The sequence below is a fragment of the Streptomyces sp. NPDC029169 genome, assembly GCF_055563935.1.
In genome coordinates, this window is sequence record NZ_JBVHXA010000016.1 from 25,726 (window position 1) to 42,109 (window position 16,384).

Annotated in this window: 16 protein-coding genes and 1 pseudogene; 11 read left to right on the forward strand and 6 right to left on the reverse strand. The window is 71.3% G+C overall.

What is annotated here, in order from left to right; genetic code table 11:
- Nucleotides 1-49: 49 nt before the first annotated feature.
- Nucleotides 50-1,474: a CBM96 family carbohydrate-binding protein gene (locus ACZ4VI_RS26255; RefSeq protein ID WP_468003026.1), complete on the reverse strand. Its 1,425-nt coding sequence runs from the start codon at nt 1,472-1,474 to the stop codon at nt 50-52.
- Nucleotides 1,475-1,788: 314 nt separating this feature from the next.
- Between ACZ4VI_RS26255 and ACZ4VI_RS26260 the strand changes: the two genes are divergently transcribed.
- From ACZ4VI_RS26260 to ACZ4VI_RS26270, 3 genes are all read left to right on the forward strand, one after another.
- Nucleotides 1,789-2,940: a HupE/UreJ family protein gene (locus ACZ4VI_RS26260; RefSeq protein WP_468003028.1), complete on the forward strand. Its 1,152-nt coding sequence runs from the start codon at nt 1,789-1,791 to the stop codon at nt 2,938-2,940.
- Between the two features lie 197 nt (nt 2,941-3,137).
- A complete protein-coding gene (locus ACZ4VI_RS26265) occupies nt 3,138-4,253 on the forward strand; it encodes a carboxylate-amine ligase (RefSeq protein WP_468003030.1) in 1,116 nt (371 codons plus the stop codon).
- Nucleotides 4,250-5,857 carry an NAD(P)-binding domain-containing protein gene (locus ACZ4VI_RS26270; RefSeq protein ID WP_468003032.1) on the forward strand — a complete coding sequence of 536 codons (1,608 nt, stop codon included), beginning with the start codon at nt 4,250-4,252 and terminating at the stop codon, nt 5,855-5,857. The genes ACZ4VI_RS26265 and ACZ4VI_RS26270 overlap by 4 nt, the downstream gene beginning before the upstream one ends.
- A gap of 17 nt (nt 5,858-5,874) precedes the next feature.
- On the opposite strand, the gene ACZ4VI_RS26275 is transcribed toward ACZ4VI_RS26270, so the two are convergent.
- Entirely contained in the window at nt 5,875-6,102 is a 228-nt protein-coding gene (locus ACZ4VI_RS26275; RefSeq protein ID WP_468003299.1) for an SDR family oxidoreductase, read from the reverse strand.
- Nucleotides 6,103-6,170: 68 nt separating this feature from the next.
- Between ACZ4VI_RS26275 and ACZ4VI_RS26280 the strand changes: the two genes are divergently transcribed.
- The 6 genes from ACZ4VI_RS26280 to ACZ4VI_RS26305 all read left to right on the forward strand — a co-directional run bounded on the left by ACZ4VI_RS26280 (nt 6,171) and on the right by ACZ4VI_RS26305 (nt 11,400).
- On the forward strand, nt 6,171-6,629 hold the full coding sequence (locus ACZ4VI_RS26280) for an RrF2 family transcriptional regulator (protein WP_468003034.1): 459 nt from the start codon (nt 6,171-6,173) through the stop codon (nt 6,627-6,629).
- Nucleotides 6,630-6,911: 282 nt separating this feature from the next.
- On the forward strand, nt 6,912-8,111 hold the full coding sequence (locus ACZ4VI_RS26285) for an acyl-CoA dehydrogenase family protein (RefSeq protein WP_468003036.1): 1,200 nt from the start codon (nt 6,912-6,914) through the stop codon (nt 8,109-8,111).
- An 85-nt stretch (nt 8,112-8,196) separates the two neighbouring features.
- Nucleotides 8,197-8,346, forward strand: coding sequence for a putative leader peptide (locus ACZ4VI_RS26290; protein ID WP_468003037.1), 150 nt, complete (start codon nt 8,197-8,199; stop codon nt 8,344-8,346).
- 245 nt (nt 8,347-8,591) lie between these two features.
- Nucleotides 8,592-9,701, forward strand: a complete 1,110-nt coding sequence (locus ACZ4VI_RS26295; RefSeq protein ID WP_468003039.1) for an aliphatic sulfonate ABC transporter substrate-binding protein — start codon at nt 8,592-8,594, stop codon at nt 9,699-9,701.
- Nucleotides 9,702-9,737: 36 nt separating this feature from the next.
- Entirely contained in the window at nt 9,738-10,535 is a 798-nt protein-coding gene (locus ACZ4VI_RS26300; RefSeq protein ID WP_468003041.1) for an ABC transporter ATP-binding protein, read from the forward strand.
- Nucleotides 10,522-11,400, forward strand: coding sequence for an ABC transporter permease (locus ACZ4VI_RS26305; protein WP_468003042.1), 879 nt, complete (start codon nt 10,522-10,524; stop codon nt 11,398-11,400). Before ACZ4VI_RS26300 ends, ACZ4VI_RS26305 begins: the two co-directional genes overlap by 14 nt.
- A gap of 36 nt (nt 11,401-11,436) precedes the next feature.
- Here ACZ4VI_RS26305 and ACZ4VI_RS26310 read toward each other — a convergent pair.
- Nucleotides 11,437-11,622 (reverse strand): annotated as a pseudogene (locus ACZ4VI_RS26310) (deaminase); the annotation flags it as partial.
- 113 nt (nt 11,623-11,735) lie between these two features.
- On the opposite strand from ACZ4VI_RS26310, the gene ACZ4VI_RS26315 reads away from it, so the two are divergent.
- Nucleotides 11,736-12,056, forward strand: a complete 321-nt coding sequence (locus tag ACZ4VI_RS26315) for a rhodanese-like domain-containing protein (RefSeq protein WP_468003044.1) — start codon at nt 11,736-11,738, stop codon at nt 12,054-12,056.
- Here the strand turns inward: ACZ4VI_RS26315 and ACZ4VI_RS26320 are convergent.
- A complete protein-coding gene (locus tag ACZ4VI_RS26320; protein ID WP_468003046.1) occupies nt 12,025-13,356 on the reverse strand; it encodes a uracil-xanthine permease family protein in 1,332 nt (443 codons plus the stop codon). The two genes, ACZ4VI_RS26315 and ACZ4VI_RS26320, sit on opposite strands and share 32 nt — an antisense overlap.
- A complete protein-coding gene (locus tag ACZ4VI_RS26325) occupies nt 13,353-14,477 on the reverse strand; it encodes an aryl-sulfate sulfotransferase (protein ID WP_468003048.1) in 1,125 nt (374 codons plus the stop codon). Before ACZ4VI_RS26325 ends, ACZ4VI_RS26320 begins: the two co-directional genes overlap by 4 nt.
- A gap of 190 nt (nt 14,478-14,667) precedes the next feature.
- Here ACZ4VI_RS26325 and ACZ4VI_RS26330 point away from each other — a divergent pair, with 190 nt between their 5' ends.
- Complete coding sequence (locus ACZ4VI_RS26330; RefSeq protein ID WP_468003050.1) at nt 14,668-15,222, forward strand: helix-turn-helix domain-containing protein; 555 nt, start codon at nt 14,668-14,670, stop codon at nt 15,220-15,222.
- 169 nt (nt 15,223-15,391) lie between these two features.
- Here ACZ4VI_RS26330 and ACZ4VI_RS26335 read toward each other — a convergent pair whose 3' ends face one another.
- A complete protein-coding gene (locus tag ACZ4VI_RS26335) occupies nt 15,392-16,318 on the reverse strand; it encodes an LLM class F420-dependent oxidoreductase (RefSeq protein WP_468003051.1) in 927 nt (308 codons plus the stop codon).
- Nucleotides 16,319-16,384: the final 66 nt, after the last annotated feature.

Below are 16,384 nucleotides of genomic sequence, written 5' to 3' on the forward strand. Positions count from 1 at the left end.
CGGGGGCGCCCTCCCTGGCGGGGAGGGCACCCGTGATCCGGAGTGCCGTTCAGTGACAGCTGTTGGTGCCGCTGTCGGTGAAGGTCTTGCCCGCCTCGGGGACGAACTGCCAGTCGTAGCTGTTGGAGTGCAGCGTCAGCTTCAGCACGCCCCAGGTGCTGCTGTTGCGCGCCTCGCTGTTGGGCTGGATGGTGCCGAAGCCGCCCAGGCCGGTGCCGCCCATGCCGGCCACGAACTGCCGGATGCCGCGGGAGGCGTCAGCACCGCCGTTGGCGTCCATCGGGGCGAACCGCTCGTACTGGTGGTTGTGTCCGGTCACGACGACCTCGGCGTTGTTGTCGTACAGCGCCTGGTACAGGGGCTTGACCGAGGTGTTCGGGCCGTGGCTGGAGCCGGAGGTGTAGCGCGGGTGGTGCCAGTAGGCGACGGTGCACGGCTTGGTGCTGGCCGCCAGGTCGGCCCGCAGCCACTGCTCCTGCGCAGAGCCGGTCGAGCAGGAGACGATCGAGCAGTTGGAGTTCAGCGCCACGACGTGCCAGTTGCCCACGTCGAAGGAGTAGTAGCCCTTGGTCGGGTCTCCCGCGGAGGCGCCGTAGTAATTGAAGTATCCGGCCGCACCCGACGTGTGGTACTCGTGGTTGCCGGTGGCCGGGCGGGTCCGGGCCTTGTGCCTGCCCCACGACGGCTGGTAGCAGTTCGTGTAGTCGGCGGCCGTGCCGTCCGGGTAGGCGGTGTCCCCGATGGCCATGACCGTGCCGGTGATGCCGTCCAGGAGCTTGGCGGTGGCCTCGTCGCCCGCCGTGCCGCAGTTGGCGATGTCGCCGGCGCCGACCAGGACCGGGTCACCGGACGACGGCGGCGGCGACGACGTCGTGGCCGTGGGGGACGGAGCGGTGCCGGTGTCGACCACCAGCTGCGGAGCGTCGGCGCCGGATTCGCGGGCGTCGTAGTACGCGCCGTTGGTGCTGGTGGACGAGCCGCCGAAGCTGAACGTGCCGTTGCCGGTCACCACCGAGGTCACGTCGATCTCGACCCACTGGTCGTTGGCGACCGAACCGAGCGACGCGAGCGTGGCGCCGTCGATGAGCGGCTTGTTGTTCCACGTGACCGCGGTCTCGGACCACGTGGTGTCGGTCATCGACTTCCAGGTGCCGCCGTTGGTGCTGTTGCCGCTGCTGGTGACGCGGATCCGCAGCTTGGCGCTGGTGACGGCGGCGGTGAGGCCGCTGACGGTGAACTTCACGAACGACTGGCGCACCGGCGAGTTGTCCACCGTGAACTGCGACGAGGTGCCGTAGTTCGTCGAGGGCGTGGTGTCCTGCGCGTAGGTGTCGGCGACCGCGGTGAAGGTGGTCGTGGCCGCGACGGCCGCGGGAGCGGTCGCGAGCAGAGCCGCGACGGTGGCGATGGCGGTGGACACGGCGAGTGCTGCCGTGCCCGCGAACGATGCTCTTCGGATGTGGCGGGAGCCCATCACGTGATCCCTTCTGAGGTGAAGGCTGTTGCCCCGTACGAGAGGCGAAGGGGAACCTAGGGATCCGCTGTGAGCCAGGGCTACAGCGGGACAGTGAACGTTCGGGGTGCGGCAGATGATGTCCTTCGGTACCTGATAAGTAAGTTGACGCTCCATCAGCTGGCACGGCGCCCCCGGGCACGGAAGGCCGAGAGTTCACCTGGGAATCGCTTGCGGTACACGAGCGGGATACGCGGTGCCCCCTTCGGACCGCTGCACTCCTCCGCGTGACGAAGTGGACTCCGCCGCCGGGCTTCCGAGGCACCCCTGGCCGCATGTTCGGCATGCTTCGGGTCGCACTGGGCGCCGTGGTTCTCGCGGCGGTCCTGGTGTCGCTGACGGGTTCGCCGGCCTCGGCGCACGTCCCGACGACGGACGGCACGTCCACGATCCGCCAGGACGGGTCAGTAGTGCGCTACGAGCTGGAGCTGGACTACGACACGCTCACGAAGGCCGTCGGTCTCGGCAGCCTCCCCCGGAACGCGAAGGACACCGAGCACGAAGCCTTTCTCGTGTCGCACCGCGCGCGGCTCGCGTCCTACCTGGCCGACCGGCTGACCCTCGCCCTCGACGGCGCCCCCTGCCCCGCCGAGCTCGAGAGCACGGGGATCACGAAGCGCCAGAACTTCCTCTACGCCCGCATGCTCCTGGTCTTCCGCTGCCCGGGCTCGGCGAGCGGCGAGTTCACCGTGCGCTACCAGGTGTTCTCCGACACACAGGCCATCGGAGCCGAGCACACCAACATCGTCGACTACGAACTCGGCGGCTCCGGCGGGAGTGACGTCTTCGACACCGGACATCGTGAACTGCGGGTCGGTCACAGCGCCGCCGGCACACGCGCGTCGCGCGCCGACGAGACGGGCGTCCTGTCGTCGGCGGGCCGGTTCGTGTCCATGGGCCTCGAACACATCCTGCTCGGCATCGACCACGTGCTCTTCCTGGTGCTCCTGCTGCTCGGCGCGCAGGGATGGCGCAGCGTCGTCCGGCTCGCGACCGGCTTCACCGTGGCGCACAGCGTCACACTCGCCCTGGCCGCGCTCGGGTGGGTCGAGGTCCCGTCCGCGATCGTCGAACCGCTGATCGCCGCGTCCATTGTGTACATCGCGGTGGAGAACATCGTGCGCGGCGAGTCACGGCACCGGGCCTTCGTCGTCTTCGGCTTCGGCCTGCTGCACGGGCTGGGCTTCGCCGGGGCGCTGAGCTTCACCGACGGCGTCGACGGCCGGACGCTCGTCTCCCTCCTGAGCTTCAACCTCGGCATCGAGCTGGGTCAGCTCGCGATCGTCCTGCTGGTGTTCCCGCTGCTCCTGCTGGCGCGCCGCTACTCCTGGGCGACCGTCGCCCACACCGCCGCGGCCGCCGTCGTCGGCGTCATCGCCCTGCTCTGGTTCGTCGAGCGCCTGCTGGTGCCGAGCGGCACGGCGTAGCTCGCCCCGTCGGGAGATTCGACCGCCACACGCACTGCACTCCGACGGGCGGGAGCCCTGGATGACGCGCCGGGACGGTCGCTACTTTCTGTAGCTGATGTGCGACGCTTGGTCAGATCGGGAAGCTCGCCACCGCCGGCCACGCAGTGACGTCCATCCCCAAGCCTCTCAAGTCCGTTCACGAGGAGCCGCGTTCGATGACCCGTTCCCTTCCTGGCACCCTGGCCATGGGCGTGGAGGAGGAACTGCTCCTCGTCGACGCCGCCACGCTGCACGCCACCCCCGGCGCGGCGGCGGTGCTCAAGCGGTGCGCGGCCGAGGCACCGGACCGGGTCTCCGCCGAGATCACGACGCTCCAGGTGGAGACGAAGAGCATCCCGCACCTCCACACGGGTGAACTGCGGGACGAGCTCGTCGCGTTGCGGCGCATGGCGGCTCGATGCGCCGAGCGCGAGGGCATGCGGGTGGTCGCCTCCGGGCTCCCGGTGCTCGGCGCTGTCGTACCGCCGCCGATCACCGAGGGCGACCGGTACGCCCACGGCATGGACACGTACCGGGCGCTCCACGACGAGATGTCGATGTGCGCGTTCCAGGTGCACATCGACATCCCCGACCTGGCCTCCGCCCTGGACGTCTCCAACCGCCTGCGCCCCTGGCTCCCGGTCCTGCTCGCCCTGTCCGCCAACTCGCCGTACTTCGCGGGGCGCGACACCGGATACGCGAGCTGGCGTGCGCTCGCCTGGGGGCGGTGGCCCGTGGCGGGGCCGCCCCCGTACTTCCGTTCACCGGCACACTACGAGGATGTGCTTGCCGTACTGGGCGAGTCAGGCGCCCTGGTGGACCCCGGCACGGTCTTCTGGGACGTACGCCCCGCTCCGCGGCTGCCCACCCTGGAGGTGCGGGTCGCGGACATGACCACCACCGCCGGAGAGTCCGCCGTCCTCGCCGCGCTGATCCGCGCCCTGGTCGCCGTGTCCCTGGAGGAGGCCGAGCGGGGCGAGCCCGCGCCCGCGCCCTCCGCCGAGGTGCTGCGCGCCGCCTACTGGCGGAGCGCGCGCGACGGCCTGGAGGGCATGGGACTCGACGTGATCACCCAGAGGGCGGTGCCCGCCGCCCTGTTGGCCGAGCGCATGGTGACGCACGCCCTGCCCGCCCTCGAAGCGTACGGCGACGCCACCCTGGTCACCTCGGGTGTGCGGCGGCTCGTCGGTCAAGGCTGCGGGGCGGCCCGGCAGCGCGCCGCGGCCCGCGGCGGGCAGCTCGACGACGCCGTACGCCATCTCGTCGAGCAGACCGTGTCGGATCAGGCGTGACGGCGAGCACGGACATGGGCACGAACGCGAACGCGGCGACGGAGCACCATCGTTACGTGATCCTCGGCGCGGGCCCGGCGGGACTGCAGCTCGGCTGCTTCCTTCAGGCCGCCGGGCGCGATCATGTCGTCCTGGAGCGGGAGAGCACGCCGGGGGGCTTCTTCCGCCGCTTTCCGCGCCACCGCAGGCTCATCTCGCTCAACAAGGTGCACACCCTCGACCCGGATCCGGAGATCCGGCTGCGCTGGGACTGGAACTCGCTGCTCTCCCCGACCTCCAGGCCGGTCTTCGCGGACTACAGCACGGAGTGGTTCCCCCACGCGGACGCGATGGTCGCGTATCTCGCGGACTACCAGCGGGCGCATGTGCCGGCGGTCCGTTTCGGCACGGACATCCGCGAGATCACGCCTGCGGGATCCGGCTCGGGCTCGGGCTCCGGCTTTCGGCTGTGTGCCGCCGACGGACGCGTCTTCACCTGTGACTGCCTGATCGTGGCGACCGGCTGGGGCGGCCCGTACGTGCCCGACATCCCCGGCATCGAGCACGCGGTCGGCTACGAGGACGCGCCGGTCGCCCCGGAGGCGTACCGCGGCAAGCGGGTGCTGTTCATCGGCAAGGGCAATTCGGCGTTCGAGTGCGCGACGCCCCTGCTCGACCACGCCGCACTGGTCCATCTCGCTTCGCCGCGGCCGACGCGCCTGGCCTGGCACAGCAAGCACCCTGGTGATGTGCGCGGGCAGTACGGGGCACTCCTTGACGGCTACTGGTTCAAGACCCTGCACGGGGTTCTGGAGTGCGAGATCGAGGAGATCCGGCCGGCCGGAGACGCCTTCGAGGTGTCGATCGCCTACACGCTCGCTGACGGGGAGCGGGACGTGCTCGTCTACGACACGGTGATCCGCTGCACCGGTTTCCGCATGGACGACAGCGTGTTCGCCGCCGACTGCCGCCCCCGGCTCGACCGGGGCGGCCGCTTTCCCGCGACCGGCCCCGACTGGCAGTCCGTGGACGTCGACGGGATGTACGTCGCGGGCACGCTGGCGCAGGCCCGCGACAGCCGGCACGCCTCGTCGCCGTTCATCGACGGCTTCCGCTACAACCTGCGCACCCTGTCGCGGCTCCTGGCCGAGCGCTACGACGGCCTCCCCCTGTACCACCACACGCTGCCGTACGATCCGACGGTCCTGGCCGACGCGATGCTGGACCGGGTCAACTGGTCGTCCGCGCTGTGGAGCCAGTTCGAGTACCTGGTCGACGTCTTCGTGCTCGACGAGGACCACGGCCGGATCCTGCACTACGAGGACCTGCCCGAGGACTACGCCGTGGAGCGCTTCGGCGACCGCCGCCACTTCTACACCCTCGGGCTGCGCTGGGGCCGCCGGGATCACGCCGACGTCTTCGCGATCCAGCGCCGCCCCCAGCCCGAACACGCCGCCGAATCAGCCTTCCTGCATCCGGTGATCCGCTGCTACCGCCACCAGGAACCCATCGCCGAACAGCACCTGCTGGAAGACCTGCTCGCCCGCTGGCGCCGCCCCGACCGGCACGTGGAACCACTGCGCGCGTTCCTGCGGCAGCAGCGTGCCGGCTCGCTCGCGCGTTAGACGTCGCGGGTCCGGCGTCAGCCGACGTTACGGTCGTGGACGGCACGGGCCTGGTCGGTCACCGCGATCCACTCCTCCTCGCTCGTGACATCGTGGGCCATGAACGCGGCCGCACCACCCGCCGCCGTGATGCGCTCGACGACACCGCTTCCGGCCTCCTTGTCGATGTCGGTGGCGATCACGGTCGCTCCTTCGGCCGCGAAACGGATGGCCGCGGCGGCACCGATGGATGGGGTGACGGGGATCGGGCGGGGACTACGCGCCCCGCGCGACCCGCCGCGATCAGCGACGCGACGTGCGGGATAATGACCTCATGCGGATCTCAGCCAGGGCGGACTATGCGGTACGGGCAGCCCTCCTCCTCGCCGGCGCCGGCGAGGCCGGCCCCCTGAAGGCGGAGGCCATCGCCGAGGCGCAGGAGATCTCGCACAAGTTCCTCGAAGGCATCCTCAACGACATGCGGCGGGGCGGACTTGTGGTCAGCCAGCGCGGCGCCAACGGCGGCTACCGGCTGGCCAGGGCCGCCGAGGACATCTCCGTCGCCGATGTCGTGCGGGCGGTCGAGGGCCCGCTGGTCTCCGTGCGCGGCGTGCGCCCGCCGGAGCTTTCGTACAGCGGCCCCGCGAAGTCGCTGCTGCCGCTGTGGGTCGCCCTGCGCGCGAACGTCCGCCAGATCCTGGAAGGCGTTTCGCTGGCGGACATCGCCTCGGGCGAGCTCCCCGACTTCGTGCACTCCCTGGCGCAGGATCCGGCCGCCTGGACCAATCCCTGAAACGACACGCGAGGCTCCGCCTCGCCATCGTCTCTGCACCCGAGACGAAGTCGTCCACTGTTCGGTCACCCTCTTGTCAGGCAAGCACCCTTCCGCCCAGTATTCCTATCAACTCGATGGGAAAACTAGGAATTTGAACGCGGATGCGGCGCGAAGAGCGCCCCGACGTCCTCAACACACCTCGGGAGTAGCGCACATGACCACCACCGCCCACCAGCGTGGCGCCACCGTCCGCCCGGCCCCCGGGCCGCGCTCCTGCGCCGCGGCCTGCCGGTGAGCGCCATGCCGACGACACCGACCACGACCCTCCCCCCGTCCGCCGACGAGCGGCGGCGCTCGCTCCTGCGTACCGCCCGCGACGTGGCGGACGACCTCGCCACGGACGCGATCATCCGCGACCAGGCGGGGAAACCGCCCGTCGACGAGACGGCCCGGCTGCGCGAGGCCGGCCTGCTGGCGGCGCTCACCCCGCCTCTGCCGGGCGGCGGGACGGACTGGCGCACCGGGTGCGCCGTCATACGGGAGGTCGCCGTGGCGGACAGCTCCCTCGGCGAGGTACTCGCCCGCCACTACGCACACGCCTGGAGCGGCCGCTTCTACGCATGGCACGACAGTGCGTCCGCCCTCGAAGAGGAGGCGGTGCGCGAGCAGTGGCTGTGGGCCGGGACGGTCCGCTCCCCCGGGTCGGCACACGACACCGGCGGACCGGACCTCACCCTGACGCCACTCGACACGGGCTACATACTGAACGGGCGCCGGCTGGTGGACACCGCGGTCACCGTCGCCGACCAGTTCATGGTGGACGCCGTGAGCGCCGTGACGGGAGACGTGCTCGTCGTACGGATCCCGGCCGACGACCCGGGAGTGATCGCCGAACCGGCCCACGACCGTCTCGGCCAGCGCCTCGCCGGCGCGGGCGCGGTCGTCATGGACGGGGTCGCCGTAACCTCCCGGCAGGTACTGGGGCACCGGCCGCAGGACGAGGAGGCGACCGCGCCCTTCACCGCGCTCGCCGAGCCCGCGCTCCGCCTCGCCCTGTGCCACGTCGGCCTCGGCATTGCCGAGGGTGCCCTCACCGAAGCCCGCGACCTCGGCAGGAACGCCCGCATCCCCCGACGGCCCGGCGACGACCCCGACCTGCTGCTCACGTACGGCGAACTCGCCTCCGCCGCCCAAACGGCCGCCGCCGTGGTCGAGAGGGCGACGGACGCGATGACGCTCGCGCTGAGCGCCGGAGCGGACCTCGACCCCGAGGAACCGGCGGCCGTCGACGCCCTCGTCGCCATGGCTGAGACCGTCACGACGAGGGCGGCCCTGCACATCACCACCCGAGTCCTGGAGCTCGCGGACGCCCTCGGCCTGGACCGCTTCTGGCGCAACGCCCGCACCCTGACAGCCCACCACCCGGCCGCCCACCGCCTGCGAGCCATCGGCGACCACTACCTCAATGGGCGCCCGGCGATGGCAAGGGCGGATATCTGACGCCGACCTGCGGCGTCTCGAATGACAAGACGAGATTGCCCATCATATGAACAGCCTCTTGGGGCCGAAACCCTCCTCTGCCAATATGCCTACCAGCCAGGTGGGAAAACTAGGGATTCCGGAGGTGGTAGCTGTGCGCACGCTGAATCACGCAGGCGACTCGCCTCTCCTTCTCACCTCCCGCCGGCACATCGACCTCGGCCGCACGTCCAGCGCCATCTGTCTGCCTCTCTAAGGCCGTTCAGCGGATCCGTCTCCCCGCCCGCAGAACACCGCCACCGCCGTACGCATCCCGGCCCGAGCACGCGTCAACCGCTTGAGGCGCGGCCCGGCGATGCACGGCGGTCCGGCATCCACCCTCGGCGAACAGCACTCACACCCCCACGTCGGCCCACAGCGAGGGCCGTGGGGTGGTTGGCGAGGGCATCGCGTCGCATGTCGCCGCACCTCCCTGAAACCCATTCCGTGAAAGGACACCCCTTGTCTGCCGCAAGACCGCTCACCGCCCTGCGCACCATCGCCGCCGCAGCGGCGACGCTTCCCTTCCTGCTCACCGCCTGCGGCTACGGCTCCCAGGCGACCGAGGACGACGAGCAGCCCAAGGTCGCGGCCGACGCCAAAAAGCTCTCCGCCGGCGAGGTGAGGATCGGTTACTTCCCGAACCTGACACACGCCACCGCTCTCGTGGGTGTCCAGGAGGGTCTGCTCCAGAAGGAACTCGGCGGCACCACGATCAAGCCCTCGACCTTCAACGCCGGGCCGTCCGAGATCGAGGCGCTGAACGCCGGCTCGATCGACATCGGCTTCATCGGCCCCTCCCCCGCGATCAACGGCTACACCAAGTCCAAGGGCAAGAACCTGAGGATCATCTCCGGTTCCGCCTCGGGCGGGGTGAAGCTGGTGGTCAACCCGGCGAAGATCAAGACGCTGGACGACGTCAAGGGCAAGCGGATCGCGACCCCGCAGCTCGGCAACACTCAGGACGTCGCGTTCCTGCACTGGGTCGCCGAGAAGGGCTGGAAGGTCGACTCCCAGAGTGGCAAGGGCGACGTCTCCGTGCTGCGCACGGACAACAAGGTGACCCCGGACGCCTACAAGTCCGGTTCCATCGACGGGGCGTGGGTGCCGGAGCCGACCGCGTCGAAGTTGGTCAGCGAGGGGGCGAAGGTCCTCCTCGACGAGTCCGAGCTGTGGCCCGAGAAGAAGTTCGTGATCACGAACATCATCGTGCGGCAGGCATTCCTCAAGGAGCACCCGGACGTCGTCGAGGCCGTGCTGCGCGGCACGGTGAAGACCAACGAGTGGATCACCGCCAACCCGGACAAGGCCAAGGAATCGGTGAACGCGGCGCTGAAGAAGGAGACCGGCAAGCCGCTGTCGGCCAAGGTCATCGACGCGGCCTGGCCGTCCATCACCATCACCGACGACCCGCTCGCCGCCACCCTCCAGGCGCAGGCGGAACACGCGGTGGACGCCGGACTGCTGAAGCAGCCCGAGCTGGCGGGCATCTACGACCTCACGCTGCTCAACAAGGTACTCAAGGCCGGGGGCCGGCCGGAGGTCTCCGACGCCGGACTCGGCGCGAAGTAAGCCCGTAGCAGCCCGAACTCCCAGGAGGTGACGACCATGGCCACGACCGCAACGCTCGCCAAGGCCGAAGACCGTACCGAGGCGGCCGGCCCCGCCGCCCGTATCGAGCATGTCTCGAAGTCCTTCGGCGGACCCGCCGGCGGGCAGCTCGTCCTCGACGACATCTCGCTCGATGTCGCCCCGGGCGAGTTCGTCACCCTCCTGGGGGCCTCGGGGTGTGGCAAGTCCACCCTGCTCAACCTGGTCGCCGGGCTCGACCGGCCGTCCGCGGGGTCCATCGAGACCCCCGGCGGCCGACCTGCCCTGATGTTCCAGGAGCACGCCCTCTTCCCGTGGCTCACCGCGGGCAAGAACATCGAACTCGCGCTGAAGCTGCGCGGGGTGCCGAAGTCCGAGCGCCGCCCGGAGGCCGAGCGCCTGCTCGACCTGGTGCGGCTCGGCGGCTCGTACCGCAAGCGGGTGCACGAGCTGTCCGGCGGCATGCGCCAGCGCGTCGCCCTGGCCCGGGCGCTCGCCCAGGCCAGCGACCTGCTGCTGATGGACGAGCCGTTCGCGGCGCTCGACGCCATCACCCGGGACGTGCTGCACGACGAGCTGACCCGGATCTGGCGCGAGACGAACCTGTCGGTGCTGTTCGTGACCCACAACGTGCGTGAGGCCGTGCGCCTTGCCGAGCGCGTGGTGCTGCTGTCGTCCCGGCCGGGGCGGATCGCGCGGGAGTGGACCATCGACATCCCGCAGCCGCGCCGTATCGAGGACGCCGACGTGGCGGAGCTGTCCGTCGAGATCACCGAAGAACTGCGTGGGGAGATCCGCCGTCATGGCCAGCACTGAGACGAAGACCGACGACCTGGCCGGTCTGGAAGCGGGCCTCGACGCGCTCGACGCGGTACAGGTGAACCGCACACCCGTCCGCGAGGTCCTGCTGAAGAAGGTGCTGCCGCCGGTCACGGCCGTCGTGCTTGTGGTGGCGGGGTGGCAGCTGCTCGTGACCCTGAAGGTCACCGACGAGGGCAAGCTGCCCGCACCGTCCGCGGTCTGGGACAGCCTTGCCACGATGTGGGTGGAGGGCACGCTCCTCGGCATCCTGTGGACCAGCGTCTCCCGTGCCCTGCTCGGCTTCCTGCTCGCCCTCGCGATCGGCACCCCGCTCGGCCTGCTCGTCGCCCGGGTGGGCGTGGTGCGCACCGCGATCGGCCCGATCCTGTCAGGTCTGCAGTCCCTGCCGTCCGTGGCCTGGGTCGCCCCGGCCGTGCTGTGGATCGGCCTCAACGACAGCATGATGTACGCGGTGATCCTGCTGGGCGCGGTCCCCTCGATCGCCAACGGCCTGGTCGCCGGCGTCGACCAGGTCCCGCCGCTCTTCCTGCGGGCCGGTCGCACGCTCGGCGCCACCGGCCTGAAGGGTGCCTGGCACATCGTGATGCCGGCCGCGCTGCCCGGCTACTTGGCTGGTCTGAAGCAGGGCTGGGCGTTCTCCTGGCGCTCCCTGATGGCGGCGGAGATCATCGCGTCCTCGCCCGATCTCGGCCTGGGCCTCGGCCAGCTCCTGGAGAACGGGCGGAACAACTTCGACATGCCGGGGATCTTCCTCGCGATCATCCTGATCCTGCTCGTCGGCGTCGCCATCGACCTGCTGATCTTCAGCCCGCTGGAGCGCGCGGTGCTCCGCCGCCGCGGCCTGCTGGTGAAGGCCTGAGCGCCCCCTCAGCTTGACCCGTAGGAGGCGTCGGAGGCGCGCCTCGTCGAACAGGGCCGGGCCGTCCTGCGCCACGGTCGGCGAGTCGCCCGACTGCGGGTTGAGTTCGACGAGTTGGTCGATGGAGAGGGCGTTGACCACCCGGCCGAGCCCGGAGCGCACGAGGGCACCGTTGCACATGCCGCACGGCCGGCAGCTCGTGTACAGAGTGGTACGTGCGGCCCCGACCGCCCTGACAGCCTGCGGGCGTTGCCGCCCGACACCGCCCAGCATCCCGTGGACGGCCCCGCCGCTGGTGGTGCGGGGCCCCCGTCGCAGCCAAGGGCAGTTTCCTCATGAGCGTTTCCAGCGTACTCAGCGTCGACGAGGCAGAGCCACGGTTGCCCGAGCTGAACGTGGTCGACGTCCGTACTCCCGGCGAGTTCGCCTCCGGCCACGTGCCGGGCGCCGTCAACGTTCCCCTCGAACGCGTCGAGGACAGTCTGGCGGAGCTGCGGCACGTCGCCGAGAGCGGACCGCTGCTCCTGGTGTGCGCCTCCGGCGCCCGCTCCGAGAGGCCGGCTTCCCTTCAACCGGCGCGGCGCGGCACCTCACGGGTGACCCGCGCCGCCGCTTTCGGCGCGGTCATCCTCTGCGCGACGGTTCCCCGGGCCTGAACCGGCCGAGCAGCGCGGTGAGGAGGACCGCCGTGAGGGTGCCGGCGACGACGCCGCTGCCCAGGATCGTGCGGGCCCATCCGGGGAACCCCGCGTACAGGTCCGGGCTGAGCAGCGGCAGCAGTCCCGCGGTGAGTGCGAGCGCGGCCGTCAGGTTGCCCGTACCCGTACCGGACAGGTCGGCGCGGCGGAGCATCTCGACGCCCATCACGGCGATGACGGCGTAGACGACGAGGGCCGAGCCGCCCACGACCGCTTCGGGTATGCCGGCCAGCGCCCGGGACACGGGCGTGGCCAGGCCGAGGGCGATCAGGAGCACTCCGGCCCCGGCGGTCACGAAGCGGCTGCGGACTCCGGTGAGGCGGCCGATGCCGATGTTCTCGGCGCTGGTGACCATGAGGGACGTGCCGAACAGTCCGCCGGCCAGGGAGACGAAGGCGTCGGCGCGGGCGACGCGCGGAACGTCCCGTTCGGGAGCGGGAGTTCGCCCGACGGTCTCGCTGTTGAGCACGGTCTGTCCGGTGATCTCGGCGAGTGTGGTGAGGCTGAACACGAGCAGCGGAAGGGCGGCCACCAGGTCGAACCGCGGTGTCCCGAAGGGCAGGAACGCGGGCAGCGCGAAGCCGCTCCCGGCCGCAGGGATGAAAGCCCCCAGGCCGGTCGTCACCGCCACTACGGTGCCCGCCGTCATCCCGATGAGGACCGAAGTCTGGCGCCAGACGCCACGCAGGAGCACGTACGCGGCGACGGTCGCCGCGACCGTGAGCGCGGCGAGGAGCACCGCACGCGGCTCGCCCGTGCCGTCCGGGCCGGTGACGAGCCGGGACGCGACCCTGATCATCGCGATCCCGATGAGGAGCACGGTCACGCCCATGACCAGGGGCGGGAAGAGCCGTACGACACGGGCGTACAGCGGCGGTACGGCCAGGAGCAGCGCCGCCGCGAGGAGGACGGCGCCGGCGGCCGTCGGCGCGCTGTGTTCCTGGGCGATCTGGAGGAACAGCGCGGTCGCGGTGCCGCCGGGCAGCATGACGAACGGAAGCCGGCCACCGATCCGCCACACGCCGAGGGACTGGAGCAGGGCGCCCGCTCCGCACAGCAGCAGGACGGCGCTGAGCAGCGAGGCCGTCGCACCGGGCGGCATCGTCAGGGTGCCGGCGACGAGGAAGACGGTGGAGACCGGGGCGGCGATCATCGCCAGGACGTGCTGGGCCGACAGCGGTACGAGTCGCCGCAACGGCACCCGTGCGTCGACGGCGTCGGCAGAGCGGGGGACAGCCGGGGCCGGGGTGGTGGTCATGCCGTCGCCTCCAGCCACGGGATGTCGGCGGCGGCGTAACGGTAGGCGCGGAAGACGGCGTTGGGCTCGGACGGGAACAGGCCCCGTACCTCGCTCTCGCCGTAGCCGGCGAAGTACGGGACGACGTACTCCCAGCACAGATAGCCGTCCTTCGTCACCTCGAACAGCCGCCCGGACGGAGAGTCGGTGACAAGCGTGTTGCCGTTCGGCAGGCGCTGCGCGGAGCCCATGAAGGGCGCGAAGAAGAACTCGCGGGCCGGGTCGTGGTACTCCCACACGACGTCCCCGCCGGCCCGGTCGATCTCGATGACACGGGAGTAGGGGACGTCGTGGCCGGGCCGGAAGACGCCGTTGTCGAAGACCAGCAGCCGGCCGTCGTCCAGTTCGGTGGGCGCGTGCTGCTGGCTGACCGTGCCGGGGCGGCTGCGCCAGAGGATCTCGCCCGTGTCGCGGCTGATGACGACGACGGCCGAGACGCTGCGCAGACTGGCGAGGATGTTGCCGTCCCGCAGGGGCGTGACGCTGTTGATCAGGGGCCAGTGCTCGCGGGCGTACGCCTCGTGCAGCGGGAACGCCTCGCGGTCCAGGTGCTCCGCCGCCCGCCAGGACCACAGGAGTTCGCCGTCCGGGCCGACTTCCCTGATGGTGTCGGCCCAGACGACGCCGCCCGCGGCTTCGGAGCCGGGCACTCCGCCCCGTACCGCCGCGGCCTCCGCCCCGGACAGGGGTTCCAGGGCGGTGTAGAGGATGCGGCCGTCATCGAGGTGATGGGCGTCGTGGTGCTGGAGAGAGTCGCGGTGCTCCCGCAGCACGGTTCCGTCGGGTGCCGCCCGGAGCATGATGCCGCCCCGGTACTTGTGCCACATCGGGAAGAGGGCCTTCTCTCCCGGGAGTACGCCGTTGTAGGCGAGGGTTCCGTCGGCGAGCATGCGGGCGTGGCGGCCGGGGCGGTAGGGCAGGTCCCAGCGGTGGACGGTTCGGCCGTGGAGGTCGATGAGGTAGACCTCCCCGGTGCCGGTGAGCGGTGCGTAGAGGGTGTAGCCGTCGTACGCAGCCGTCTCGTCGAGGGCCATGAGGCCGGTGGGACGTCGGCGGCGTGAGTTCTGGTCGATCGGGGGCACGTCGGAGCTCCTCGCGTCAAACTTTCTTTGATGAGAACAACCGACTTTGACGGTAGGGGCGTTGCGTGACGGGCGTGTGTCGGGAGTACGAAACCGTCTTCGGGTTCCTAGCGCGGGCCGCGTAAGGTGCCGTCAGGCGCCGTCGACCAGGGAGAACGGCGCCGCGGGGCGGGGAAGGACGGGACGATCCGTGGATGCCGCGAACACACCGCGGGTGGGCGCTGCCGTACGCCGTCGACGGCGGGCACTCGACCTGACGCTCGCCGAGGTGGCGCGGCGCAGCGGGCTCTCCTCCCCGTTCCTCAGCCAGATCGAGAACGACCGGGCGCGCCCCAGCATGCGTTCACTGCAGCGGATCGCGGACGCCCTCGGCACCACGGCGGTACAGCTGCTCGCGGCCTCCGACGAGACGCGCACGATCGACGTGGTGCGCGCCGGCGACGACAGCGGCCTCGACCGGGAGGCGCGCGTCCGGCCGGTGGTGCGCGGCCGCCATCAGCTGCACGCGCTGGAGTTCGTCGGCGAGCACGAGGCGGACCGCGAGTTCCAGCACCGCAACGACGAGTTGATGTACGTGGCGGACGGCGCGGTGGAGGTGGAGGCCGACGGCCGGATCCACCGGCTGGGCCGCGGGGACACGCTGCTGCTGTCCGGCGGCGTCCGGCACCGCTGGCGCTCCACCGAACCGGGGTCGCGGGTCCTGGTGGTCGCGATCGGCGACCATGTGGAGGTACTGGAGTCCTGACGGGGCGGTGCCGCTCCCGCGTGCCTACGGCTCGGTCCGCCGAGGCCCGTCCGCCGGACCTCCGGACGACACCGCCGCCCCGGAAGCCGCCGTGGAGACCGCCGGGGCCCGGCCGACACGAGTCCGGAGGCCGCACGCGGAAGCCGCCGGAAGGTCCGACGCGGCCGGCTCAGCCCCGCGACAGCTCGCCGAGCAGCTTCCAGGTACGGCGCCGGTCGTCCTCACCGCTCAGGTCCGTCGCGGTGAACACCACCTCGGTCGCCCCGGCCTCGCGGTAGCGCCGCACCTCGGCGGCGACGGTCTCCTCGTCGCCGAGGACGGCCACGTCGGCGGCCCGGTCGACGCCGGAGAGCTCGATGACGCGCTGGTAGGAGGGCACCCGCTCGTAGAGCGCGAGCGCCTCGGTCGCGCGCCGCCGCGCGCCCTCCACGTCGGACGTGACCGCGCCGGGCACGAGGGCCACGATCCGGGGCGCGGGCCGGCCCGCCGCCTCCGCGGCGGCGGTCACGGCCGGGACGATGTGCTCGGCGAGCGCACGCGGACCGGCCAGGAACGGCAGGATGCCGTCGGCGAGTTCACCGCTGACCCGCAGGGCCTGCGGCCCCATGGCGGCGACCAGCACGGGTACCGCCGGTTGCGTCCCCGGAACCGCCGCCGAGTACGGCGTCGTCGCGGTCAGCAGCTCCCCGTGGAAGTCGGCTTCGCCCGTTTCGAGCAGGGGCCGCAGGGCGATGAGGAACTCCCTGAGCAGTCCGATGGGCCGCCGGTACGGCAGGCCGAATCCGGTCTCGGTGAGGTGCCGGGTGCCGAGGGCGAGCCCGCGGTGGTAGCGGCCGCCGGTGGCGGCCTGGGCCGTCTGGGCCTGGCTGGAGACGAGCAGCGGATGGCGGCCGAAGATCGGGATCGCGGCCGTCCCCACGTGCAGGCCCGGCACCTCGCGCCCGACGATCGCGGCAAGCGAGGGCGAGTCGTACGCGAAGGACTGGCCGAACCACGCGGAGTGCAGACCGGCGTCCCGCGCCTCGCGCGCGAGCCGCACGGTGCTGTCGATGGGGAGCTGTCGGGCGGTCGAGCCGAGCGTTACTCCGAGAGTCATGTTCGCCGCAACCGGCGGCTCCAGTCCGGGAATTCCGGCTCCGTGTGAACAACGTATGGCGCGTTC